The sequence below is a fragment of the Pseudomonas sp. IT-P44 genome (assembly GCF_949768225.1).
GTDB classification, from domain to species: domain Bacteria; phylum Pseudomonadota; class Gammaproteobacteria; order Pseudomonadales; family Pseudomonadaceae; genus Aquipseudomonas; species Aquipseudomonas migulae.
In genome coordinates this window covers 1-23174 of the sequence record NZ_CATKQM010000021.1, presented here as the reverse complement: position 1 = coordinate 23174, position 23174 = coordinate 1, and the positions used below count along the sequence as shown (strand labels likewise).

At 59.6% G+C, this 23174-nt stretch carries 21 protein-coding genes and 1 tRNA gene; 17 read left to right on the top strand and 5 right to left on the bottom strand.

Features of this window, described 5'->3' with window-relative positions; all coding sequences use genetic code 11:
• Positions 1–18: 18 nt before the first annotated feature.
• Positions 19–654: a hypothetical protein gene (locus ACM6IO_RS12385; RefSeq protein ID WP_008034678.1), complete on the top strand. Its 636-nt coding sequence runs from the start codon at positions 19–21 to the stop codon at positions 652–654.
• Between the two features lie 308 nt (positions 655–962).
• Positions 963–2468, top strand: a complete 1506-nt coding sequence (locus tag ACM6IO_RS12380) for a YdgA family protein (protein ID WP_223556110.1) — start codon at positions 963–965, stop codon at positions 2466–2468.
• Positions 2469–2471: 3 nt separating this feature from the next.
• Here the strand turns inward: ACM6IO_RS12380 and ACM6IO_RS12375 are convergent, their stop codons facing one another.
• Positions 2472–3998 carry an apoptosis inducing factor family protein gene (locus ACM6IO_RS12375; RefSeq protein WP_192226667.1) on the bottom strand — a complete coding sequence of 509 codons (1527 nt, stop codon included), beginning with the start codon at positions 3996–3998 and terminating at the stop codon, positions 2472–2474.
• A 139-nt stretch (positions 3999–4137) separates the two neighbouring features.
• Between ACM6IO_RS12375 and ACM6IO_RS12370 the strand changes: the two genes are divergently transcribed.
• The 5 genes from ACM6IO_RS12370 to ACM6IO_RS12350 all read left to right on the top strand — a co-directional run bounded on the left by ACM6IO_RS12370 (position 4138) and on the right by ACM6IO_RS12350 (position 7920).
• A complete protein-coding gene (locus ACM6IO_RS12370) occupies positions 4138–4698 on the top strand; it encodes a YbhB/YbcL family Raf kinase inhibitor-like protein (protein ID WP_008034659.1) in 561 nt (186 codons plus the stop codon).
• An 88-nt stretch (positions 4699–4786) separates the two neighbouring features.
• Entirely contained in the window at positions 4787–6472 is a 1686-nt protein-coding gene (locus tag ACM6IO_RS12365) for a vWA domain-containing protein (RefSeq protein WP_414911540.1), read from the top strand.
• A 1-nt stretch (position 6473) separates the two neighbouring features.
• Positions 6474–7040 (top strand): RNA polymerase sigma factor, encoded by a 567-nt coding sequence (locus ACM6IO_RS12360; protein ID WP_008034657.1) that lies wholly within the window; start codon positions 6474–6476, stop codon positions 7038–7040.
• Positions 7037–7633, top strand: a complete 597-nt coding sequence (locus tag ACM6IO_RS12355; protein WP_414911539.1) for a hypothetical protein — start codon at positions 7037–7039, stop codon at positions 7631–7633. The genes ACM6IO_RS12360 and ACM6IO_RS12355 overlap by 4 nt, the downstream gene beginning before the upstream one ends.
• Before the next feature lie 20 nt (positions 7634–7653).
• Positions 7654–7920 carry a hypothetical protein gene (locus ACM6IO_RS12350; protein WP_414911538.1) on the top strand — a complete coding sequence of 89 codons (267 nt, stop codon included), beginning with the start codon at positions 7654–7656 and terminating at the stop codon, positions 7918–7920.
• Between the two features lie 79 nt (positions 7921–7999).
• On the opposite strand, the gene ACM6IO_RS12345 is transcribed toward ACM6IO_RS12350, so the two are convergent.
• Positions 8000–8076 (bottom strand) — tRNA-Arg (locus ACM6IO_RS12345).
• Between the two features lie 348 nt (positions 8077–8424).
• Here ACM6IO_RS12345 and gabD point away from each other — a divergent pair.
• The 3 genes from gabD (at position 8425) to ACM6IO_RS12330 (ending at position 12684) form a co-directional block, all read left to right on the top strand.
• Positions 8425–9867, top strand: a complete 1443-nt coding sequence (gene gabD / locus ACM6IO_RS12340; protein WP_008034642.1) for an NADP-dependent succinate-semialdehyde dehydrogenase — start codon at positions 8425–8427, stop codon at positions 9865–9867.
• 197 nt (positions 9868–10064) lie between these two features.
• Positions 10065–11342, top strand: coding sequence for a 4-aminobutyrate--2-oxoglutarate transaminase (gene gabT, locus ACM6IO_RS12335; protein WP_008039680.1), 1278 nt, complete (start codon positions 10065–10067; stop codon positions 11340–11342).
• 127 nt (positions 11343–11469) lie between these two features.
• Positions 11470–12684, top strand: coding sequence for an HDOD domain-containing protein (locus tag ACM6IO_RS12330; protein WP_414911537.1), 1215 nt, complete (start codon positions 11470–11472; stop codon positions 12682–12684).
• A 121-nt stretch (positions 12685–12805) separates the two neighbouring features.
• Here the strand turns inward: ACM6IO_RS12330 and ACM6IO_RS12325 are convergent, their stop codons facing one another.
• Together ACM6IO_RS12325 and desA are read right to left on the bottom strand one after the other, a co-directional pair.
• Complete coding sequence (locus tag ACM6IO_RS12325; RefSeq protein WP_414911536.1) at positions 12806–13795, bottom strand: GGDEF domain-containing protein; 990 nt, start codon at positions 13793–13795, stop codon at positions 12806–12808.
• A 143-nt stretch (positions 13796–13938) separates the two neighbouring features.
• On the bottom strand, positions 13939–15126 hold the full coding sequence (desA, locus tag ACM6IO_RS12320) for a delta-9 fatty acid desaturase DesA (RefSeq protein ID WP_414911535.1): 1188 nt from the start codon (positions 15124–15126) through the stop codon (positions 13939–13941).
• Positions 15127–15273: 147 nt separating this feature from the next.
• On the opposite strand from desA, the gene dibA reads away from it, so the two are divergent.
• The 6 genes from dibA (at position 15274) to ACM6IO_RS12290 (ending at position 21641) form a co-directional block, all read left to right on the top strand.
• Entirely contained in the window at positions 15274–17193 is a 1920-nt protein-coding gene (gene dibA, locus ACM6IO_RS12315) for a phosphodiesterase DibA (protein ID WP_192226681.1), read from the top strand.
• 316 nt (positions 17194–17509) lie between these two features.
• Positions 17510–17692, top strand: a complete 183-nt coding sequence (oscA, locus tag ACM6IO_RS12310; RefSeq protein WP_008034086.1) for a sulfur starvation response protein OscA — start codon at positions 17510–17512, stop codon at positions 17690–17692.
• Positions 17693–17761: 69 nt separating this feature from the next.
• Positions 17762–18775: a sulfate ABC transporter substrate-binding protein gene (locus ACM6IO_RS12305; protein WP_226298359.1), complete on the top strand. Its 1014-nt coding sequence runs from the start codon at positions 17762–17764 to the stop codon at positions 18773–18775.
• Between the two features lie 172 nt (positions 18776–18947).
• Positions 18948–19766: a sulfate ABC transporter permease subunit CysT gene (gene cysT, locus ACM6IO_RS12300; RefSeq protein ID WP_007899634.1), complete on the top strand. Its 819-nt coding sequence runs from the start codon at positions 18948–18950 to the stop codon at positions 19764–19766.
• Between the two features lie 12 nt (positions 19767–19778).
• A complete protein-coding gene (gene cysW, locus ACM6IO_RS12295) occupies positions 19779–20648 on the top strand; it encodes a sulfate ABC transporter permease subunit CysW (protein ID WP_008034093.1) in 870 nt (289 codons plus the stop codon).
• A gap of 3 nt (positions 20649–20651) precedes the next feature.
• Entirely contained in the window at positions 20652–21641 is a 990-nt protein-coding gene (locus ACM6IO_RS12290) for a sulfate/molybdate ABC transporter ATP-binding protein (RefSeq protein ID WP_008039689.1), read from the top strand.
• Positions 21642–21749: 108 nt separating this feature from the next.
• Here ACM6IO_RS12290 and ACM6IO_RS12285 read toward each other — a convergent pair whose 3' ends face one another.
• Positions 21750–22268 carry a DUF962 domain-containing protein gene (locus ACM6IO_RS12285; RefSeq protein ID WP_414911534.1) on the bottom strand — a complete coding sequence of 173 codons (519 nt, stop codon included), beginning with the start codon at positions 22266–22268 and terminating at the stop codon, positions 21750–21752.
• 84 nt (positions 22269–22352) lie between these two features.
• On the opposite strand from ACM6IO_RS12285, the gene ACM6IO_RS12280 reads away from it, so the two are divergent.
• A complete protein-coding gene (locus tag ACM6IO_RS12280; protein ID WP_414911533.1) occupies positions 22353–23039 on the top strand; it encodes a Crp/Fnr family transcriptional regulator in 687 nt (228 codons plus the stop codon).
• Positions 23040–23174 lie beyond the last annotated feature (135 nt).

Sequence of the window (23174 nt, the reverse complement as noted above, 5' to 3'; positions counted from 1 at the left end):
GTCATGGGGATTCCAACAATGAAAAACCCTTATGCTCCCGGCTTCTGGTGCGCTATTGCGGCGTTGGTATTGCTGTCGGCCACCTATTTCTACGGCATCATGCTGGCCCACCAGATCGACAAGGCGCTGGTGTTTCTCGATAGCGCTGCGGCGCTGATCGCGGTGATGGCGATCGTGGTGGTGGCCTGGGCTTCGTTCCAGGGGCAGCGCATCAAAAAAAGACAACTCGAACAAGGCAAGACCCTGGTGCTGATCTGGGACACCAAGGTCGCTTTGCGCCGGGTCGAAACGGTGTTCGATCGTTACTTCTGGGGCAGTTACTGGCAACCGGGGCGCACGTTCCAGGAAGTCATGGGCGAACTCACCGGCACACCGCTGGAAAAAAGCCTCGAAACCTTGAAGAAGCAATGCCTGGCCCTCGACAAACAAGTGTCCGAGGACGACTGGCACTGGCTGAATAATGCCCGTGAACTCTCCGATGTCGCCGCCGCCATGGCACGCGAACGCTATCAGCTGGATTTCTGCGACCCGCGCGCGGACGTGACGGGCGGGGCGGTGATCAATCGGGATTTTGAAGTGCTGGTTTATACGTGGACGGCGCGGCTGAAAAGCTTTGATCATCAGCTGGATGAGATGGAAGTGCAGTATTCCTGAATCAGTTTCGTCAGTTCTGACGCCTTCGCGGGCAAGCCTCGCTCCTACAGGTTTTGCGTCGTTCACACATATCGTGTTCGACGCAAACCTGTAGGAGCGAGGCTTGCCCGCGAAGGCGTTTTCATATCCGCCGAAACCCTCAAACCTTCCGCGCGGTCCATAGACACTCTTTAACCTTTAAACATTGGGCCGCCCGGTACGCCTGATGCTAATCTCCTTCGCACTTTCAGCGCAGTCGTGACCGCAACCCGAAATGGGTTCAGGGAAGACGACCACACCTCAAACAACGGACATTGAACGGGTCATTCATGAATAAATCAGCAGGCGTGCTTCTTGGAATCGTCGTGGCCATCGGTGCAATCAGCGCCGGCGGTGCCTGGTTCACCGGCACCAAACTCGAAGGGGTGCTGAACACCTCGATCGCCGACGCCAACAAAGAGCTGCAAGCCGCGCTGGTTGGTTCCAACGGCACCGCGTCGCTGGAACTGGTATCGCTTGAGCGCCACGTATTCAGCAGCACCGCGCACTACCGCCTCAAGGGCCAGGGCGAGATGTTCGGCGAAGCACCGGTCGAACTGCTTTTCACCGACCGCATCGAACACGGTCCGCTGCCGCTCTCGCGCCTGATGTCGCTGAAATTGCTGCCGGTCATGGCCACCAGTCACTACGAACTGGAAAAGACCCCGGTCACCGAGAAGTGGTTCGCCGCTGCCAAGGACAAATCGCCGCTCACCGGCGTGGTCAACATCGGCTATGACAACGCCACCAACGGCACCCTCGAACTGCTGCCGCTGGATGTTGCGCTGGACGACAAGTCCCACCTGAAATTTTCCGGCCTGAACCTCGAGGTCGCCGCCAACGCCCAGGCGCAGAAAGTCAAAGCCAACGGCTACATGGACAACTTCACACTGACCACCGTGGCTGAAGACCAGACACCGGTGAAAGTCGAATTGAACGGCCTGACCCTGGCCAGCAATCTCGTCAAAAGTACCTACGGCTTTTACACCGGCGAGAACACCGTCGAGCTGACCGACAGCAAGACCACCTTTGGCGCGCAGCAGTCGGTGCTGGGCATCAAGAAATTTGAAATGAAGAACCAGACCGAAGAGTCGGGCACCAGCGCTTCCGGGCGTGCCGATTACAAGATCGGGGAAGTGTCCCTGAACGGCAAGACGGTCGGCTCCGCACAGATGGCCATGAGCCTGAAGAACCTCGACATTCCATCCACGATGTCGTTGATGCAGATCTACCAGACCAAACTGCAACCGTACGAGAAGGCCGCCGCCGAAGCGGTTGCAGCTGGCGAACCGGCCCCCGAACTGGTCTTGACCCCGGAAGAAGAGGCTCAGGTGAAAACCGGTCTGGAGAAACTGCTGGCAGCCGGCCCGCAAGTAGCTCTGGAAAACCTGTCGTTCACCACCGCCAACGGTGAAAGTCGCGCCAACCTGGTACTCGACCTGACCAAGCCACAATCTTTGGACCTGACGCCGGATCAACTGATCAAACAGTTGATTGCCCTGCTGGACGTCAATATCCAGGTGTCCAAACCGATGCTGGTTGATTTGCTCAGCGTCCAGAGCCAGATCGACGGCCAGGCTGACGTCAAGGTCGTTGCCGATCAAGCCACGGCCACCGCCGACATGTTCGGCGCCATGGCAGTCGGTACGCAGTTCGCCACGCTGGACGGCACTAACATCGTCAGCAAACTGCACTACGCCAACAACCAGGTGGAGTTCAACGGCCAGAAAATGACCCTCGAAGAGTTTATCGGCTTTGTGATGAGCAAACTCGGTGGTGCAGGCGTTGTTCAGTAACACCTAGACGTCCCGAATCAGCCGCCATGCCTCGTCAACCGGCAGCGGCTGCTTCATCTGCTCGGCCAGCATTGCCATCGCCCGCTCTTCATCGCAGGCGATGGCGGCGGTTACCACACCATTCTTGCCGAACAGGCCGATAAAGGGGGGATGGTACGGATCACCCTTGAACTCGACTTCGTCCCAGGCTTCGGCGTGACCGAGGTAGTCGTAGTTCTTGCCGAAGTGCCAGGTCCAGAAATACGGCACATCCAGGTAATGCTCATCACCGCCCAGCATGTTCATCGCTGCGATCCGCGCCTGTTGTTGCGCCAGGCGCCAATGTTCGATTCGTTGCGGTTGGCCATTGAGCGGGAAGGTCGCGATATCGCCAGCCGCCCAAAGCCCTTCGGTCACGCGCATCCCGCCGTCGACCTTCAGTGACTGATCCTTTTCCGTTGGCAAATCCTTGAACGGCCCGGTGGCCGGGCTGACGCCAATGCCGACCAATACCAAATCCGCCGGAAAGCGCTGACCATTATCCAGGCGCACCGCTTCGACCTTGTTCGTGCCTTCGATCTGCGCGGCTTCGCCCTCCGTATGAAACACCACGCCGTGGGCCACGTGGTGGGCAAGAATCGCTTTGCCGACCGTTTCGCCGAACTGTTTGGCGAAGGGCACCGCGTGGCGGGCCAGGACGGTGACGTCCAGACCGTATTCGCGTAGCGCCGCAGCGGACTCCATCGCGATAAAACTGTCGCCGATGATCACTGCCCGTTGGCCGGGTTTGGCGGTGTTCAGAATCCGTTGTGCCTGGTCTTTCGAGCGCAGCAAGAACACCTGCGGCAGGTCGGCGCCGGGAATGTCGAGAGCGTTCGGTGTGCCGCCCGTGGCGATCAGCGCGGCGTCATAGGTCAATGTCTGGCCGTCCTTGAGCTGCACCGTCCGGTTTTGTGCATCCAGGCTCGCCACTTCACCGTTGATGCGATCGATGCGTTGCTCGCGATAGAAGCTTTCATCGCGCAGTGGCGGGACTTCTTCCGGCGGCATTTCCCCGGCGATCACGAATTTGCTCAACACCGTACGGTCGTAACCGGCGTCAGGCTCGCGGTCGATCAGCAGCACACGGCCGCCGAAACCCTTTTCGCGCAGCGCCGCCGCACCCGCCGTGCCAGCGGCGCCGGCACCGATGATCACAAACGTACGTTCATCATCGGCCGGCGGGGTGTGAGCATCGTCCAGCGGCTGATCGTCGACCCAGACTTCGTCGTCGCGCACCTCCAGGGGATAGCGCTTGAGGCTGTCCAGCGACGGCGGTTCACAGAGCGCGCCGTCCTCGATCCGGTAAGCGGCCTTGTGCCACGGGCAAATCAGACGACCGTGACACAGCGCACCTTCGGCCAGCGGCGCCCCGGCGTGCGGGCATTCACCCTGATAGGCGCGCAATTGGGCGCCGACCCGCAGCAAGACGATCTTGGTGTCGCCAATCCGGACTTCCAGGCCTCGGTTTTCGGACACATCGGCAAAACGGGCGACGCGGTGCAGTGCCATGATCGTTCTCCAGGCAAGCGTTTCACTTAAGAGTTTGGCGCTTATCCCGAGGTTCAGCCAATTCCCACTGCCACCGCGTGAACGGTCCGGCTATAGTTTGCACGCCGACCACGGCCCCACCCGCACAAGGTGCTCCGGTATGACCCGATTGACCTCTCTGAACCCTTGGCTGGCGGCTGTTGCCGTCGCCCTTTGCGTGCAGTTTCCGGCGCAGGCCGCAGAACGCTTCACCGTCAGCATTCCCGGTGTCACCGACAACCGCCTGTTCACTTCGGCGGCGGCCAGCGATGCGGCCGGTTGTGGCGGCAAGAACCAGTCCCCGGCCCTGAGCTGGACCGCAGGCCCTGCGGGCACCCAGAGTTACGCCATCGTCATGCACGACCCGGACGGTCAGAAAGGGTTGGGTTCCGACCACTGGATTCATTACGGCATCAAATCCGCGACCCGCCAGATTCCGGCCGGTGTTGGCGCCAAGTCTGCGTTTGAAGGCGTGGGCGGCAGCAACAGCAAAGGCACCATCGGCTACATCGGTCCTTGCCCGCCGGTCGGCGACAGCTCCCACCACTACATCATCCAGCTCTACGCCCTGGACCTTGCTCCGGACGCCTTACCGGCCGGTCTGACCCGCGCGCAGTTGCTGGAAAAAATCAAAGGTCATGTGCTGAAAAACAGCAGCGTGGTGCGGCGTTATCACCGCTGATGTTTTTTTTCAGCGGGTTTAACCCGAACTGGTGAGGCTGCCCGTCTCAGAGGATGAATGGATCAATTTCCTCCTGAGGTCAGCCCCCATGTCCCTCCCTCTGCATTTCCTCCGCCCGGCCGCCCAGGGTTTCAGCGTCGGGTTGCTGCTGGCCGTTGCCGGTTGTGGTGTTTCGTCCAAGCCTGAATCCCCTTCAGTTGCGTCTCCTGCACAACATGAGCTGGTGCGCAGTGAGGCGATCATGGCCGATGCGACCTTGGCCAAACGCAGCGTGAGTCCGGCACCGATGGCGAGTTTCGCGCCTGAATCTGCGCCGCCGGGTTATCAGGATGAGCAGCGCGAGCAGTATCAGGCGCTGGCGGATAACCCGATTCACAGCGTCGCCGAGGCGCCGGTCTCGACCTTCAGCGCCGACGTCGACACCGGCGCTTATGCCAATGTCCGCCGCCTGCTCAATCAAGGCCGACTGCCACCAGAAGGTGCGGTGCGCCTGGAGGAGATGGTCAATTACTTCCCCTACGACTACGCGTTGCCCACCGATGGCTCGCCGTTTGGTGTGACCACGGAACTGGCGCCGTCGCCGTGGAACCCGCACACCCGCTTGCTGCGCATTGGCATCAAGGCATCGGACCGTGCGGTGGCTGAACTGGCCCCGGCGAATCTGGTGTTTCTGGTGGACGTGTCCGGCTCGATGGACCGTCGCGAGGGGCTGCCGCTGGTCAAAAGCACGCTGAAATTGCTGGTCGATCAATTGCGCGCGCAGGACCGGGTGTCGCTGGTGGTCTACGCCGGCGATTCGCGTGTGGTGCTGGAGCCAACTTCCGGACGGGAAAAAGCGAAAATTCGTACAGCCATCGATCAATTGACGGCAGGCGGCTCCACCGCCGGGGCGTCGGGCATCGAGCTGGCCTATCAAATGGCACAGCAAGCGTTCATCCCCAAAGGCATCAACCGCATCCTGCTGGCCACCGACGGCGACTTCAACGTCGGCATCAGCGACTTCGACAGCCTCAAGCAAATGGCTGTGGATAAACGCAAGACCGGCGTTTCCCTGACCACCCTGGGTTTTGGTGTGGATAACTACAATGAACACCTGATGGAACAACTGGCCGATGCCGGCGATGGCAACTATGCGTACATCGACAACCTGCGCGAGGCGCGCAAAGTGCTGGTGGATCAGCTCGGTTCGACCCTCGCGGTGGTGGCGAAGAACGTGAAACTGCAAGTGGAGTTCAACCCGGCGCAGGTCAGCGAGTATCGGTTGTTGGGCTATGAGAATCGCGCGTTGAAGCGTGAGGATTTCAGTAACGACAAGGTCGATGCCGGTGAAATCGGTGCAGGGCATACGGTCACGGCGTTGTACGAAATTGTTCCGAAGGGTGAGAAGGGCTGGTTGGAACCATTGCGGTATGGCAGCGCTGAGTCAGCCACTTCGGCAAAGTCTGGAGAATTGGCGATGCTGCGTGTGCGTTATCAGCTGCCGGAAGGTGGGAACAGTCGCTTGATTGAGCGGCCGATTGCCGCTGGTTCGGAAGGCAAGGCCAGTGACGACCTTAGATTTGCGGCGGCCGTGGCGGCGTTTTCCCAACAGCTCAAGGACGGGCGTTATACCGGCGATTTCAGCTTGAAGGACACGCAGGCGTTGGCTCGCGGTGCGCGGGGTGATGATCCATTCGGTCTGCGTTCTGAGTTCGTGCAATTGGTGGAACTGGCGCAGAGCCTGCGAACCACCACCGCATCCAACAGCGAACCGGTTAAAGGAGGCTACAACTGACATGTCTGCTCTTGAACCGAGCGACGAATCACTGCTGGCCCGTTACCGCAAAGGCGACGGGCCGGCGTTCGAGATTCTGTACGCCCGTCACCGGCAAGGTCTTTATCGGTTCCTGCTAGGCCTCAGCGGCAAATCCGAACTCGCCGAGGAGGTCTACCAGGAAACCTGGCTGAGCCTGATCCGCAGCACCAGTCAGCCACAAGGTCGGGCGAATTTTCGTACCTGGCTTTACCAGATCGCCCGCAATCGCCTGATCGATCACTGGCGCAAACACGGAATCCACAACCCCTTGCACGACAGCTATGACGAGCAAACCCACGCCCTGGCCGATGACGCCGCCGATCCCGAACAACTGCTGAGCCTGAGCCGCGATAACCAGCGCCTCGAATCCGCCCTGCAAACCTTGCCCACCGACCAGCGCGAAGTGTTCCTGCTGCGCGCCCACGGCGATCTCGACCTGCCGCAGATCGCCACCCTCACCGAAACACCGCTGGAAACCGTCAAGAGCCGCTTGCGCTACGCCCAGCAAAAACTGCGTCGGCTGCTGGCCGAGGAGGTACTGACATGACTGACGCCCGCAAAACACCAGACGATGAAATGCTTCAGCATTTCCGCGAGCATTCGACCGCCGAACCGCCGAGCCATCTTGGTGCGTTCATCCTGGCCGCCGCACAGCGTGAAGTCCCCGCGCCGAAACCGAGTCTGTGGCAGCGCTGGGTTCAGGCTTGCCAGAAACCTCGTTGGCAAGTGGCGTTTGCCAGCCTTGTCGGTGTCGCGCTGATGCTGGCGCTGGTGCAGCGCACGCCGGAGCAAGTACCGAGTTACGACTTCGCCCCCAAAGCATCTGCCCCGGTTGCCAAAAAAGAGGCGGCGCAAGCACCGTCGTCAGTTGCGCGCTCGCTGGCTGCCCCAGCCGCGCCGATGGCCGATTTTGCCGCCCCCGCGCAGAGCGAATCGATCAGTGTCGAAATGGCTGATGAAGCAAAAGTCAGCAAACGCGTAGCCGCGCCGGTGAAAACCCTGGATGAGCAATTGCGCGAAGTGGTTCGGCTGCAGAACGCCGGTCAGGCACGCGAGGCGGATGAATTGTTGGCGACATTGCACAAACGCTTTCCCAAGGAAAATCTCGCGGCCCGGCTTAAGGAATTGAAGAAAAACTGAGGAATCAGGAGCTCTGCGATTTGGCATCCACCCCCGAAAGCGCGCACTATCGGCCTATAGCCGATGCGTTGGAGGATGCCGTGGCAAAAAAAATCGACCGCATCGCCCAAATGCTCAGCTGCCCGGTCAAGGGTGAGGAACTGCGGCGAGCAGTGACCGAGAGTCGTAAGGAGTTTCTTCTGGCGAAACAGGCAGAAGAGGTTCTGGAGGAGGACGTCCTTGATGAAGAAGAGTTTGAGGACGACGAAGACGATGATTACGACGAGTTCGACTGGACGACTGAATGAAAAAACCGTTTCGGCGGTTTTTCATGGCCCACAAAAAAGCCCCAGACCCTACGGCCTGAGGCTTTCTCGTTTCTATATATGGTGCACCAGGCGGGATTCGAACCCACGACCCCTGCCTTCGGAGGGCAGTACTCTATCCAGCTGAGCTACTGGTGCAAGCGGGCGCCATGATACTCATATGCACTGCGGGCGTCCATGCTGCTGAATCGACTGCGCTTTTTCAAAGCGTAACCTGCGTTTGCTACGTTGATCAGAAAAATTGAGCAAATGCGGCGTTTTCGTTCTTTTTTTCGAACAGCCTATTGTCCTTTACCCCCTTTGATCCTAGGATTCGTTTGAGATTTCAAACGCTCTTGTCTGGGTGCTGAACCGCACGAGTTCATTCCGTGCGCTATTTATGTGCTTCAGCCCGGTGAATGATTTCCCTGACGGCAGCCTTTGAGGCGCCTTTCTACAATCATAATTTGCTCCGCGCGTGCCGCGGTGCTGTTAAGGAAAGCCGACATGCAGCTTAAAGACACCCAGTTGTTCCGCCAGCAAGCCTTCATCGATGGCGCTTGGGTTGATGCGGACAATGGTCAGACGATCAAGGTCAACAACCCGGCAACGGGCGAAATTCTGGGCACCGTGCCGAAAATGGGCGCTGCCGAAACCCGCCGTGCGATCGAAGCTGCTGACAAAGCGCTGCCGGCCTGGCGTGCACTGACCGCCAAGGACCGCGCCAACAAGCTGCGTCGCTGGTTCGAGCTGATCATCGAGAACCAGGACGACCTGGCTCGCCTGATGACGCTGGAGCAGGGCAAGCCATTGGCCGAAGCCAAGGGCGAAATCGTTTACGCCGCTTCCTTTATCGAGTGGTTCGCCGAAGAAGCCAAGCGCGTCTACGGTGATGTGATTCCGGGCCACCAGCCAGACAAGCGCCTGATCGTGATCAAGCAGCCTATCGGCGTGACCGCTGCAATTACTCCGTGGAACTTCCCGGCTGCGATGATCACCCGTAAAGCCGGCCCGGCCCTGGCCGCCGGTTGCACCATGGTGCTCAAGCCTGCTTCGCAAACTCCGTTTTCCGCTTTCGCTCTGGCTGAACTGGCCCAGCGTGCCGGCATTCCTGCGGGCGTGTTCAGTGTTGTTTCCGGCAGCGCCGGCGACATCGGCAGCGAGCTGACCAGCAACCCGATCGTTCGCAAACTGTCCTTCACTGGCTCGACCGAAATCGGTCGTCAGTTGATGGCTGAATGCGCCAAGGACATCAAGAAAGTGTCCCTGGAACTGGGCGGCAACGCGCCGTTCATCGTGTTCGACGACGCGGACCTTGATAAGGCCGTCGAAGGCGCGATCATCTCCAAGTACCGCAACAACGGCCAGACCTGCGTCTGCGCCAACCGCCTGTACATTCAGGATTCGGTCTACGATGCGTTCGCTGAAAAACTGAAAGTGGCTGTGGCCAAACTCAAGATCGGCAACGGTCTGGAAGTGGGCACCACCACTGGCCCGCTGATCGACGAAAAAGCCGTGGCCAAGGTGCAAGAGCACATCGCTGACGCCATTTCCAAAGGCGCAACTGTTCTGGCTGGCGGCAAGTCGATGGAAGGCAACTTCTTCGAGCCGACCATCCTGACCAACGTGCCGAACAACGCAGCCGTGGCCAAGGAAGAAACCTTCGGTCCATTGGCGCCGCTGTTCCGCTTCAAAGACGAAGCCGACGTGATCGCGATGTCCAACGACACCGAATTCGGTCTGGCCTCGTACTTCTATGCTCGCGACCTGGGTCGTGTGTTCCGTGTGGCGGAAGCCCTGGAATACGGCATGGTCGGCGTCAACACCGGGTTGATCTCCAACGAAGTCGCGCCGTTCGGCGGCATCAAGGCGTCGGGCCTGGGCCGTGAAGGCTCCAAGTACGGCATCGAAGATTACCTGGAAATCAAATACCTCTGCCTGGGCATCTAAGCTCGAGGGCATAAGCCCGGCAAGGCATTGCTTCAAACGCAAAGGGCACGAGAGCGCTGACCCTTTGCGTGCTTCAACCGGAATTTTCTCTGTGGCCGGGAACGCTGTGGCAGTCGATCATCGCATGCTGCCTCAGTTGCCTCCCCGCTGCATTTTCCTTGAACCACGCCGCCCGATGAGCGGTGAATGAGGACTTTATGAGCAAGACTAACGCTTCCCTGATGAAACGCCGCGAAGCCGCTGTACCACGCGGTGTTGGCCAGATTCACCCGATCTTCGCCGAGTCCGCGAAGAACGCCACCGTGACCGACGTTGAAGGTCGCGAGTTCATCGACTTCGCCGGCGGTATCGCCGTGCTGAACACCGGCCACGTGCACCCGAAAATCATCGCCGCCGTGACCGAGCAGCTGAACAAGCTGACCCACACCTGCTTCCAGGTACTGGCCTACGAGCCGTACGTAGAAGTGTGCGAAAAAATCAACGCCAAGGTGCCAGGTGATTTCGCCAAGAAAACCCTGCTGGTGACCACCGGTTCCGAAGCCGTTGAAAACTCCATCAAGATCGCTCGTGCCGCTACTGGCCGTGCCGGCGTGATCGCGTTCACCGGCGCTTACCACGGTCGCACCATGATGACCCTGGGCCTGACCGGTAAAGTCGTGCCTTACTCGGCCGGCATGGGCCTGATGCCAGGCGGCATCTTCCGCGCGCTGTACCCGAACGAACTGCATGGTGTGAGCATCGACGATTCGATCGCCAGCATCGAACGCATCTTCAAGAACGACGCTGAGCCGCGTGACATCGCTGCCATCATCATCGAGCCGGTTCAGGGTGAAGGCGGTTTCTACGTCGCGCCTAAAGAGTTCATGAAGCGCCTGCGCGCCCTGTGCGACCAGCACGGCATCCTGCTGATCGCTGACGAAGTGCAGACTGGCGCTGGCCGTACCGGCACCTTCTTCGCCATGGAACAGATGGGCGTTGCCGCCGACCTGACCACCTTCGCCAAATCCATCGCAGGCGGCTTCCCGCTGGCCGGTGTGTGCGGCAAGGCCGAATACATGGACGCCATCGCTCCAGGCGGCCTGGGCGGCACCTACGCCGGTAGCCCGATCGCTTGCGCCGCGGCCCTGGCCGTGATGGAAGTGTTCGAAGAAGAGCACCTGCTGGACCGCTGCAAGGCAGTCGGCGAGCGTCTGGTCACTGGCCTCAAGGCCATCCAGGCCAAGTACCCGGTGATCGGCGAAGTCCGTGCCCTGGGCGCGATGATCGCGGTCGAGCTGTTCGTCGATGGCGACAGCCACAAGCCAAACGCTCCAGCGGTCGCTGCTGTCGTGGCCAAGGCTCGTGAAAAAGGCCTGATCCTGCTGTCCTGCGGCACCTACGGCAACGTTCTGCGCGTCCTGGTACCGCTGACCTCGCCGGACGAGCAACTGGACAAAGGCCTGGCGATCATCGAAGAGTGCTTCGCCGAGCTCTGATCACCGAGTGTGACCTGATCGACAAAAAACCCGCTTCGGCGGGTTTTTTCATGACTGCAGAACCTGCCGCACTTTTTCAAATGGCCCGCATTGACTAAGGTGCAAGCAGTGCAAATGGAGTATGCAGATGACCGCTGTAGTTTTGCCCGCCGTACCGCGTGTGCTGATTGCCGAAGCTGACCCCTGGTCCCGCGACTTGCTCAAGCAGGTGCTGTTGAAAGTGCGCTGTGACGCGCGGCTGGATCTATGTGCCGACGGTCAACAGGCGTTGGAGCTGCTGGCGGAAAATCCTTATGACCTGGTGATCGTCGACTGGGAGTTGCCCGGTGTCGATGGCTTGAATGTCTTGCGCAATGTCCGCCAGCGCAAACGCAATCCGCCGTTGCCTTTTATTCTGATGAGCACCCGCAACGACAGCGCCAGCGTGCGCGAAGCCTTGCCCCTGGCGCCCTCGGCGTACCTGACCAAACCCCTGAACATGGAAAGCCTGACCCTCCGTCTGCAGGATTTGCTGCTGAACGCTGGGGAACAGGTGTCGTGTGAGGTGCCGGCGTTGGCGCCGGGCATGAGCTTGTCGGCGTACCTGGAATGTCGTCGTGAGTTTGCCGACGGTGCGCCGCTGATGACCGACGTGGAACTGGCGGTCAAGCGCAGCCTTAATCCCAACGGCCTTGACCTGAAGTTGCTCGAAGATGAAATCCGCATTGATCCGCAGATCACTGCCGTCCTGATCGCCGCCGCCAACAGTGCGGCCCAGCATCACGGCGCTGCGGTACAAACCCTGTCCCAGGCGTTGCATCGGCTGGGCACCGGGCAGAGCATGAATCTGATTTTGGGGTTGGCGCTCAAGCGCAGTGCGCGGCTCAGCGATCCGCTGTTGGGCGATTATGCCGAGCGCTACTGGAACCTCTCGCTGCACACCGCTGAATACGCCCGGACATTGGCACGCTTGCTGGATCTGGACCAGGAGCGCTGTTACTGCGCAGGCATGCTGCATCGCTTGGGTGACCTTGCGTTGCTGCGGTGTTTGCAGGAATGGAAGCAGTCCGGTGGAGAGCTGGATGAATGGGAGGAAGTCGGTGATGCACTGGCCGAGTTCGGTGCAGCCTATGGTTCGGCGTTGCGAACCCGCTGGCGCCTGCCTCTGGAGCTGCGAGAGCTGATTGCGGCGGTCTACCAGCTCGGTGGCGGGGTTTACTCGCGCGAAGCGCTGGTGATGAACATGGCGGCGCAGTTGGCGCGATTGAATGAGCATGAAGGCATCGAGGAACTGGCCAAGAGCCGGACGGCGCGGTTGCTCAAGATTGGCTTGCCGGAATTGATGCGTTTGCGCAAAAAATAAACCTGTCTCCAAACCCTGTAGGAGCCGGCTTGCTGGCGATCCGGACAACGCGGTGTGGCTGATTAACCGCGGTGATGCCATCGCCAGCAAGCCGGCTCCTACAGGGATCTGTGTTGGGGTTTCAGCCGGAGATGATCCGGTTCTTGCCTTGGCGCTTCGCTTCGTACATCGCCGCGTCCGCGCGGGCGAACAGGCTATCCAGGTTTTGATCTTCGGCCGTCAGGCTGGTCAATCCCTGGCTGACGGTGATGCCGAACGTCTGGTCGTCATGGCTGAAGCTCAGCCGCTGAATCTCCCGTTGCAGGCGCTCGGCCACTTGCATGGCCATGTCCGGTGCGCAACCGGGGAACACCGCCGCAAACTCCTCACCACCAATGCGTCCGAACACGTCACCGCGCCGTAAAGCCGCTTGCCCGCACTCGGCGATCCGTTGCAGCACGTTGTCGCCTTCCGGATGGCCGTAGGTGTCGTTGATCAATTTGAAGTCATCGATGTCCAGCAACAGAAACGCCAACGGCGTGCCTTTTTTTCTTGCCTGTTCGAATTCAAGGTGGGCGCAGTCGAAGAAGTGTCGGCGGTTGCTGCTCTGGGTCAGGACATCGGTGGTAGCCAAGCGATGCAACTCGCTTTCCATCTGCTTCTTGTCGGTGATGTCTTCGGCAATGCCGACGATGATCAGCGGTTGACCCGGTTCGGCTTGCCGGTTGATGAAGCACTTGTCGCTGAGCCAGCGCACCTGGCCGTCGGCGGTAATGATGCGGTACTCACGGTCTTCAACGGCGCCTTTGACCAGCACTTCGGCGAGGCTGCGCTCGGCGTACTCCAGATCGTCGGGGTAGATGCTGTCGCGCCACTGGTTGGCGTCGGCCAGCAACAGGCCGGCGGGGCGACCGAAAATCCGTTCGTAGGCGGGGCTCACGTAGAGCACCTGGCGGGTTTCCCAATTGAACGCCCAAAGCACCGCGTTAACGCTCACCAGCAGCGAGCTGAACAGCTGTTCGCGTTCGCTCAGGCGCGCGACTTCGCCTTGGGCATGCATCAGCGCCATCAGGGTTTGCGCGGCTTCCGGCCACTGGGGTAGGGATGAGTCTTGCAGGTTCTTATTGACCATCGACACAAATCTCAAGGACGTGCCGCGTGTTCGACAGCGGCCACAACAAAGCCCGCCGTAGTGGCGAAGTGTCTTTGAGATAGGGGATTTGGAGCTAAGTTCCGAAGGGTGCGCCCTCGAACGGGGCGCACCGATCAACGGTGTCAGGCGGTAGCGGCAGGGCGCAGGGAATAGGTCTTCAATTGGTCGGCGAAGTCGCGCAGGGACTGAATTCCGCTGGCTTCGGCTTCGTGTACCCAATCCTTGATGGCCGCCAGCATGTCGTGACCATTTGAGCTGGTCTTGACCCAGATCTGCTGCAAGGCCAGTCGTTTCTCGTAAATTACCTTCAGCGCCTGACTGTGCTCGAGCATGGTCTGGATGCGCAGGTGGTGTTTGTCATCGAGCAGGCTGGTTTCCCGCGAGAGCAGGCGTTTGGCCCTGTGGAATTGGTGACGGACCGAGTGATCGACCTTTTCCAGCTCTTGTTTGACCAGCGGCGCGATCACCAATTTGCGGTACTGGGCCATGATCTGGAAGCGGTTGTTGAGGATGGCCATGGCGGTGTCCATGTCCAGGTTGCCTTTGCCTTCGACCCGGTGGGCAATCGGCGCAACTCGTTGAACCTTGGCCAGGCGCAGGAAACTGAAGACCTGGATCCAGGCCCAGCCGAGGTCGAATTCCCACTTCTTCACCGACAGTTTTGCCGAATTAGGATAGGTGTGATGGTTGTTATGCAGTTCTTCACCGCCGATCAGGATGCCCCAGGGCACCAGATTGGTCGCCGCATCGCGGCATTCGAAGTTGCGGTAGCCGACGGCGTGGCCCAGGCCATTGACCACACCGGCGGCCCAGACCGGGATCCACATCATCTGGATAGCCCAGATGGTGATGCCGATGGTGCCGAACAGCAGCAGGTCGATGACGGCCATGATCGCCACGCCCAACAGCGGGTAACGGCTGTAGAGGTTGCGTTCGATCCAGTCTTCGGGGCAATTCTTGCCGTAGATGCGCAGGGTCTCGGGGTTTTCCGCTTCGGCTCGGTACAGCTCGGCACCTTTGCGCAGAACGGTGGACAAGCCCTTGATGACCGGGCTGTGCGGGTCATCGACGGTTTCGCATTTGGCGTGATGCTTGCGGTGGATGGCGGTCCACTCGCGGGTGTTCTGCGCCGTGGTCAGCCACAGCCAGAAGCGGAAGAAATGTTTCAGGCCGGCATTGAGCTCAAGCGAGCGATGGGCTGAATAACGATGCAGATAGACCGTCACGCCGATAATCGTGACGTGGGTCATCAGCAGGGTGACTGCCACCAGTGACCCGGGCGACAAGCCGAGAAAACCTTCGTACCACATAGGCTATAGCGCCCTCGATAAAGAAAAAAACAGCCGTTGCATTATCACTAAGCCCACAGATAAAACCAGTCGCCCTTTCAGATAAGAGTGGCTTGATGTTTCATTAACCTATAATTCCAACCCTTTTGTAGGGACATGGACGGCCGAATGTCTGCCACCTATCGCGATGCCATGCGTGCATCGCTGCTTTACCTGCTGCTTTCCGTCGTCTGGCTGGAGCTCAGTGGTTATTTATTGAACAGTTTCTTCGATAGCTCCGATGAGTTACTGCGATGGCAACTGATCAACGGTTACGTTTGGGTGGTGCTCAGCGCCGGGCTGATCTTCCTCGCCCGGGCGCGATTGTTCCGTTGCCTGGGGATCGGCGCCAAATTGCGTGAGCGCAATGAAGACCGGGAGCGTTTGCGTCAGGCCGCCGCCGTGTTCGATTGCACCCGCGAAGGCGTGCTGGTCACCGACCGTAATGGGGTCATCGTCCATGTGAACCGCGCCTTCATGGAGATTACCGGCTACCAGTGCGAAGAAGTGTTGGGCCAGCAACCCAGCCTGTTCAAGTCCGGCCACCACCCGGCGAGTTTCTATCAGACGATGTTCGCCACGCTCAACCGTTGCGGCGAGTGGAGCGGCGAGATCTGGAACCGTCGCAAAAACGGCGGGATCTACCCGCAATGGCAGACGATCCGCCTGATTCATGACGACCACGGCAAGCTCAGCCACTACGTCGCGGTGTTTTCCGACATCAGCGCGATCAAGGATTCCGAGCACGAACTCAAGTACCTGGCGCATCACGATCCACTGACCGATCTGCCCAACCGCCTGCTGTTCACCGACCGTGCCGAGCAGGCATTGGCGTCGGCGCAAATCCAAAAGCGCGGCTGTGCGTTGCTGATGATCGATCTGGATCATTTCAAGATGATCAACGACAGCCTCGGGCACACGGTCGGTGACCAATTGCTCAAGGCCGTGGCCGAACGCTTGAAGGCCATGTTCGGCCCGGGCATCACGCTGGCGCGGCTGGGCGGCGATGAGTTCGCCGTATTGGCTGAAAGTTGTCCACAGCTGGTGCATGCCGCAGCACTGGCCCAGCGGATCGTCGACGGTCTCAAGGAGCCGTTTCACATTGACGGTCATCGGCTGTTTATCAACGCCAGCATCGGCATCAGCCTGTTCCCCGGCGATGCTTTGAGCGCTGAACAGCTGCTGCGCAACGCCGACTCGGCCTTGTTCAAGGCCAAAAGCGCTGGTCGCGATGGTTACGCGCTCTACACCGAAGAATTGACCGCCCATGCGCAACAGCGGGTTGAGACGGCATCCGAATTGCGCCGTGCGCTGGAACAGCAGGAATTGCGCGTGTATTACCAGCCGGTTCACGACCTCAAGACCCGTCGTCTGGTCGGTGTCGAGGCGCTGGTGCGCTGGGAGCACCCGCAGCGGGGGTTGGTGTCGCCAGCGGAGTTCATCCCCATCGCCGAGCGCACCGGATTGATCGCCGAGATCGATGCCTGGGTCATGCAGCAGGCTTGCCGGCAGATGTGCCACTGGCAGCAGGCCGGGGTGGCGTTGTCGTTTGTCGCGGTGAATGTTTCATCGCGCTTGTTCGCGCGTCGTGAGCTGTATCAGCAGGTGGCGCAGGTGCTGCGCGACACCGGGCTGGACCCCGCGTATCTGGAGCTGGAAGTCACCGAGAGTGCGGTGATGGATGACCCGGAAGTGGCTCTGGAGCAGATGCATCGTTTGCGCGAGCTCGGCGTACGGCTGGCCATCGATGATTTCGGCACGGGGTATTCGTCACTGTTGCGACTCAAGCGTTTGCCGGTGCAGAAACTCAAGATCGATCAGGGCTTCGTCGCCGGATTGCCTTGGGATGACGACGACGCGGCCATCGTGCGCGTGATCATCGCTTTGGCGCAAAGCATGGGCATGCAGGTGCATGCCGAAGGGATCGAGCAGGTCGAGCAGGCGGGTTTCCTGCTGGAGCAAGGTTGCGATCTTGGCCAGGGCTACTGGTTCGGCCGACCGGTGCCTGCCGGGCAACTGGACTGGATGCACGCCCCCGAGATCCACTGACCACACAAAATTTCCGCCACACGCAGACCTCTGTAGGAGCATGGCTTGCCAGCGAAGGCGGTCTCGATATTTAAGTGAGTTTCAAGGGCCTCTTCGCTGGCAAGCCATGCTCCTACAAAGATCGCGTGGTGCTGATTTTTGGATCCTTGATCCGTCGCGCAGACGTAAACCCTCGTCCCGGCAAATAATTTCTTTTGGTTATATAAACATTCTTAAATAGTCTTTTTAAGAATATCCGCACCTATCTACTATTGGCCTCACGCCGCAAGCAGTGCCGCCCACTGCCAGGCAACCTCTCAGTTGAAGGAGCAGCACCATGAGCGCATCCCTACGTAGCGTTGACGGTCAAGACGAAGCCACCATCTTGCGTGAGATCCAGAGCGCCCTGCGCGATCTGCGATTTGGCGCCGTGGAAATCACCGTACACAACGCTCAAGTGGTCCAGATCGAGCGTAAAGAGAAATTCCGTTTGCAGAACCCGAGCACCAAGTCGAGCTAAGCAACCGGCAACCGATTCCAGCACTTCATAAAAAAAGCCAACACACCAAGAATTCCAGGAGCTTTCACCATGTCGTCGATTCGTCATTTCGCTTTGGCCGCACTGGCCAGTGCCCTTTTTGCTGGTTCTGCGGTTGCCAAGGATTATGAGCTGCTCAACGTGTCGTACGACCCGACTCGTGAGCTGTATCAGGATTACAACGCCGAGTTCGTCAAGTACTGGCAGAAAGACCATGCTGGCGACACCGTGAAAATCCAGCAGTCCCACGGTGGCTCGGGCAAGCAGGGTCGTGCGGTGATCGACGGTCTGCGTGCCGACGTAGTGACCCTGGCCCTGGCCGGTGACATCGACGAAATCGCCAAACTCGGCAAGACCCTGCCGGCGGACTGGCAGAAGCGTCTGCCGGAAGCGAGCACGCCGTACACTTCGACCATCGTGTTCCTGGTGCGTAAAGGCAACCCTAAAGGCATCAAGGACTGGGGCGACCTGATCAAGAACGACGTGTCGGTCATCACTCCAAACCCGAAAACCTCCGGCGGCGCACGCTGGAATTTCCTCGCGGCCTGGGCCTATGGCCTGAAAGCCAACGGTGGCAACGAAGCCAAGGCCAAGGAATACGTACAAACCCTGTTCAAGCACGTACCTGTGCTGGACACCGGTGCGCGCGGTTCGACCATCACTTTCGTCAACAACGGTCAGGGCGACGTGTTGCTGGCCTGGGAAAACGAAGCCTTCCTGGCGCTGAAAGAAGACGGCGGCGCCGACAAGTTCGAGATCGTCGTGCCTTCGCTGTCGATCCTGGCCGAGCCTCCAGTGGCGGTCGTCGACAAAAACGCCGAGAAAAAAGGCAACGAGCAGATCGCCGAAGCGTACCTCAAGCACCTGTACAGCCCGGCCGGTCAGGAAATTGCCGCGAAAAACTTCTATCGTCCACGTGACAAGGACGTCTCCGCCAAATACGCCCAGCAGTTCCCGAAACTGGAACTGGTGACCATCGACAAAGACTTCGGCGGCTGGAAAACCGCGCAACCGAAATTCTTTAATGACGGTGGCGTGTTCGACCAGATTTACTCGGCGCAGTAACCTGACTCAAGCCACACAACGAGCCTGATGCTTAGGCGCGTACCAAGTGGGAGCGGGCTTGCTCGCGAAGGCGGTGTGTCAGGCGACGTAACTGTTGACGGATATGCCCTCTTCGCGAGCAAGCCCGCTCCCACAGGTGCGTTTAGCAGATTGCTTTCAACCAAGGACTTTTATGTCGCGTCGTATCTCCCCCGTCATACCCGGCTTCGGGCTGACGCTGGGTTACACCTTGGTGTACCTCAGCCTGATTGTGCTCATACCACTGGCGGCGATGTTCGTGCATGCCGCTCAACTCACCTGGGATCAGTTCTGGGCGATCATCTCGGCGCCCCGCGTGCTGGCGGCGTTGAAGCTGAGTTTCGGCACCGCGCTGTACGCCGCGATCATCAACGGCATCATCGGCACGCTGCTGGCCTGGGTGTTGGTGCGCTATACCTTCCCGGGTCGCAAGGTCATCGATGCGATGATCGATTTGCCCTTCGCATTGCCCACGGCCGTGGCCGGTATCGCGCTGACTGCGCTGTACGCGCCGAATGGTTGGGTGGGTCAGTTTGCTGCGGACCTGGGTTTCAAGATCGCGTATACCCCCCTCGGCATCACGCTGGCGCTGACTTTTGTAACGCTTCCATTCGTAGTACGTACGGTACAGCCAGTATTGGCCGATATCCCGCGTGAAGTGGAAGAAGCGGCGGCGTGCCTGGGTGCCAAACCCTTGCAGGTTTTCCGCCATATCCTGGTGCCCGCGCTGCTGCCTGCCTGGTTGACCGGTTTCGCGTTGGCCTTTGCCCGCGGGGTCGGCGAGTACGGTTCGGTGATTTTCATCGCCGGCAACATGCCGATGAAAACCGAGATCCTGCCGCTGCTGATCATGGTCAAACTCGACCAGTACGATTACACCGGCGCCACCTCCATTGGTGTACTGATGCTGGTGGTTTCCTTCGTCCTGTTGCTGCTGATCAACTTGCTGCAACGCCGTATTGAAACCCCATAAGGAGGCGCAGAAATGTCCCAATCATCTATTGCTGCTGCTTCCTCGAACGCTGCCCGCCGTGGCAGTGCCACGTCACGGCGAATCCTGATCGGCCTCGGCTGGCTGGTGTTTGCCCTTTTCCTGTTGCTGCCGCTCGTGATCGTGGTGTCCCAGGGTTTGAAGAATGGTCTGGGTTCGTTCTTCACCGCGATCCTTGAACCCGATGCGCTGTCGGCGCTGAAACTCACGGTCATCGCCGTGTTGATTTCGGTCCCGCTGAACCTCGTGTTCGGCGTCAGCGCCGCGTGGTGCGTGAGCAAATACTCGTTCCGCGGTAAAAGCATTCTGGTGACCCTGATCGACCTGCCGTTCTCGGTATCGCCGGTGATCGCCGGTCTGGTCTACGTGCTGATGTTCGGCGCGCAGGGGCTGTTCGGCCCGTGGTTGCAGGATCACGATATCCAGATCGTCTTCGCCTTGCCGGGCATCGTGCTGGCGACGATTTTCGTCACCGTGCCGTTCGTGGCGCGTGAACTGATCCCGCTGATGCAGGAACAAGGCACGCAGGAAGAAGAAGCCGCGCGCCTGCTGGGCGCCAATGGCTGGCAGATGTTCTGGCACGTCACCGTGCCCAATATCAAATGGGGCCTGATCTACGGCGTGGTGCTGTGCACGGCGCGGGCGATGGGTGAATTCGGGGCGGTGTCGGTGGTTTCCGGGCACATTCGCGGGGTGACCAACACCTTGCCGCTGCACGTCGAGATCCTCTACAACGAATACAACCACGTGGCCGCGTTCGCTGTGGCGAGCCTGTTGCTGATCCTGGCGCTCTTCATCCTGCTGCTCAAGCAGTGGAGCGAAAACCGTATTAACCGCCTGCGCGCCAGCGCCGCGGAGGAATAATTCATGTCGATCGAAGTGCGTAACGTCAGCAAGAATTTCAATGCGTTCAAGGCCCTCAATGACATCAGCCTGGACATTCAAAGCGGCGAACTCGTGGCGCTGCTTGGCCCGTCGGGTTGCGGCAAGACCACGCTGCTGCGGATCATCGCCGGTCTGGAAACCCCGGATCAGGGCAACATCGTGTTCCACGGTGAAGACGTTTCCGGCCACGACGTGCGTGATCGCAACGTCGGCTTCGTGTTCCAGCATTACGCGTTGTTCCGCCACATGACGGTGTTCGACAACGTCGCGTTCGGCTTGCGCATGAAACCGAAAAACCAGCGCCCGACTGAAAGCCAGATCGCGGCGAAGGTCCACGAATTGCTGAACATGGTGCAACTGGACTGGTTGTCGGATCGCTACCCGGAACAACTCTCCGGCGGCCAGCGTCAACGTATCGCGCTGGCTCGTGCCTTGGCGGTGGAGCCGAAAGTGCTGCTGCTCGACGAGCCGTTCGGCGCCCTCGACGCCAAGGTCCGCAAGGAGCTGCGTCGCTGGCTGGCGCGGCTGCACGAAGACATCAACCTGACTTCCGTGTTCGTGACCCACGACCAGGAAGAGGCGATGGAAGTGGCCGACCGTATCGTGGTGATGAACAAAGGGGTGATCGAGCAGATCGGCTCACCGGGCGACGTCTACGAAAACCCGGCCAGCGATTTCGTTTATCACTTCCTCGGCGATTCCAACCGTCTGCATCTGGGCGAAGACAAACACGTGCTGTTCCGTCCGCATGAAGTGTCGCTGTCGCGGCATGAACTGGAGGATCACCACGCGGCCGAAGTGCGCGATATCCGTCCATTGGGCGCGACAACCCGGGTGACGTTGAAGGTCGAAGGGCAGAGTGATTTGATCGAAGCGGAAGTGGTGAAGGATCACGACAGCCTGATCGGTCTGGCGAAGGGCGAAACCTTGTTCTTCAAGCCAAAGGTCTGGCAGAAAGTCGCCAACATCTAAAGCAAAAACTTCGCGGGCAAGCCTCGCTCCTACAGTGGTTGGGGTTGTACACAAATTATGTGATCGACCCAGAACCCTGTAGGAGCGAGGCTTGCCCGCGAAGGCGTCTTACGCAGCAGCGCGCTTCGGATTGACCCGAACACCCCCAACCCGCGCCTCGATCTGCTCTTTCAAATCCCGTCGCATCCCCAGCAAAAACGCCAACTCAACCACCACAAACAACGGCCCGACAATCAACCCCGTCACATCATCGACAAACGCCGGTTTGCGTCCTTCGTAATGATGCCCGACAAACTGAATCGCCCAGCCGATCACAAACATCCCGACGCCGCTCGCCAGCCACACTAGCGTGCTTTGCTGTGCCAGCACATGACCCGCCCAAACGCACAGACCGAGCAGCACCGTCATCAGCACGCCTAAACGCAGTTCCAGGCGCAGGTAGAACCACGCCGATGCCAGCGAGACCAGCACCGCCGGTGAAAGCCAGCCCCCGGCCCATTGCGGCCGCGACAGCAACACCGCGACAGCAACCACAATCAGCGGAATACCGATAAAGTGGCTGGCAATATTGCGCGGATCACGGTGGTAGGCGGCGTATTGACTGAGATGGTCAACGAGGCTTTTCATTGTTATTCCTCCTGTAGGGTGATTGATCATGCCCCGGGTTCACCGCTCGCTCTGTCAGCCAGGCGACAATCTCCAGGAGTTTTCATGGGCATGCAGGTTTGGCGTTCGCGCCTGGAAACGGGGCAGTGGTTCAGTCATCTACCTGTTCCTTTACAGAATAGTCTGTTGGCCAGCGCCAAGGTGCGGCGCCTGGCGTCGGGGCAGCGGCTGTTCAAACGCGGCGATCCGCCGTGCGGCTTGTACGCGGTGCTCGAAGGTTCCGTTCGAATCGGCGCTGTCAGCGAGCAGGGCAAGGAAGCGTTGTTGAGCCTCGTGGAGTCACCGCACTGGTTTGGCGAAATCTGCCTGTTCGACGGCCAGCCGCGTACCCACGATGCGTTCGGCGTCGGTCAGTGCATCCTGTTGCACATCCCGCAAGCCGCGCTGCTGGCCTTGCTTGATGAGCAGCCGGTGTACTGGCGGCAACTGGCGTTGCTGATGAGCCAGAAACTGCGCCTGACTTTCATCAACCTCGAACAGCTGAGCCTGATGCCGGCGCCTGCACGGTTGGCGCATCGCTTGCTGATGATCGCTGACGGTTACGGCGAAATCGCCCCGCCGCGGCGTGTGCTGCAACTGCCGCAGGAACAGCTGGCCTCAATGCTGTCGCTGTCACGCCAGACCACCAATCAGCTGCTCAAGGAATTGCAGGGGCAGGGGATTTTGAATTTGAAGTACGGTGAGATTGAGATTCTGGATGCTGAGCGGTTGCGGGCGTTGGCGATCTTTTAAAGCTGGCCGGCGATTGGGGGGATATCCGTTAGTTTTGTTATGGCGGCTGGTGGTTTCGCCCTTACGGCGAGTCACTTTGGAAAAGCCCCAAAGTAACCAAAAGGCTCTTGCCCCTTTCGTTCGGTGCCTCGCCTA

Bases quoted from the DNA above. Each gene is read 5' to 3' on its own strand.
- cysT (WP_007899634.1), top strand. From the start codon at position 18,948: ATGTCGCGTCGTATCTCCCCCGTCATACCCGGCTTCGGGCTGACGCTG.
- ACM6IO_RS12290 (WP_008039689.1), top strand. From the start codon at position 20,652: ATGTCGATCGAAGTGCGTAACGTCAGCAAGAATTTCAATGCGTTCAAG.
- ACM6IO_RS12280 (WP_414911533.1), top strand. From the start codon at position 22,353: ATGGGCATGCAGGTTTGGCGTTCGCGCCTGGAAACGGGGCAGTGGTTC.
- ACM6IO_RS12285 (WP_414911534.1), bottom strand. From the start codon at position 22,268: ATGAAAAGCCTCGTTGACCATCTCAGTCAATACGCCGCCTACCACCGT.
- cysW (WP_008034093.1), top strand. From the start codon at position 19,779: ATGTCCCAATCATCTATTGCTGCTGCTTCCTCGAACGCTGCCCGCCGT.
- ACM6IO_RS12370 (WP_008034659.1), top strand. From the start codon at position 4,138: ATGACCCGATTGACCTCTCTGAACCCTTGGCTGGCGGCTGTTGCCGTC.
- gabT (WP_008039680.1), top strand. From the start codon at position 10,065: ATGAGCAAGACTAACGCTTCCCTGATGAAACGCCGCGAAGCCGCTGTA.
- ACM6IO_RS12325 (WP_414911536.1), bottom strand. From the start codon at position 13,795: ATGGTCAATAAGAACCTGCAAGACTCATCCCTACCCCAGTGGCCGGAA.
- ACM6IO_RS12355 (WP_414911539.1), top strand. From the start codon at position 7,037: ATGACTGACGCCCGCAAAACACCAGACGATGAAATGCTTCAGCATTTC.
- ACM6IO_RS12305 (WP_226298359.1), top strand. From the start codon at position 17,762: ATGTCGTCGATTCGTCATTTCGCTTTGGCCGCACTGGCCAGTGCCCTT.
- ACM6IO_RS12365 (WP_414911540.1), top strand. From the start codon at position 4,787: ATGTCCCTCCCTCTGCATTTCCTCCGCCCGGCCGCCCAGGGTTTCAGC.
- gabD (WP_008034642.1), top strand. From the start codon at position 8,425: ATGCAGCTTAAAGACACCCAGTTGTTCCGCCAGCAAGCCTTCATCGAT.
- ACM6IO_RS12385 (WP_008034678.1), top strand. From the start codon at position 19: ATGAAAAACCCTTATGCTCCCGGCTTCTGGTGCGCTATTGCGGCGTTG.
- oscA (WP_008034086.1), top strand. From the start codon at position 17,510: ATGAGCGCATCCCTACGTAGCGTTGACGGTCAAGACGAAGCCACCATC.
- dibA (WP_192226681.1), top strand. From the start codon at position 15,274: ATGTCTGCCACCTATCGCGATGCCATGCGTGCATCGCTGCTTTACCTG.
- desA (WP_414911535.1), bottom strand. From the start codon at position 15,126: ATGTGGTACGAAGGTTTTCTCGGCTTGTCGCCCGGGTCACTGGTGGCA.
- ACM6IO_RS12380 (WP_223556110.1), top strand. From the start codon at position 963: ATGAATAAATCAGCAGGCGTGCTTCTTGGAATCGTCGTGGCCATCGGT.
- ACM6IO_RS12375 (WP_192226667.1), bottom strand. From the start codon at position 3,998: ATGGCACTGCACCGCGTCGCCCGTTTTGCCGATGTGTCCGAAAACCGA.
- ACM6IO_RS12330 (WP_414911537.1), top strand. From the start codon at position 11,470: ATGACCGCTGTAGTTTTGCCCGCCGTACCGCGTGTGCTGATTGCCGAA.
- ACM6IO_RS12360 (WP_008034657.1), top strand. From the start codon at position 6,474: ATGTCTGCTCTTGAACCGAGCGACGAATCACTGCTGGCCCGTTACCGC.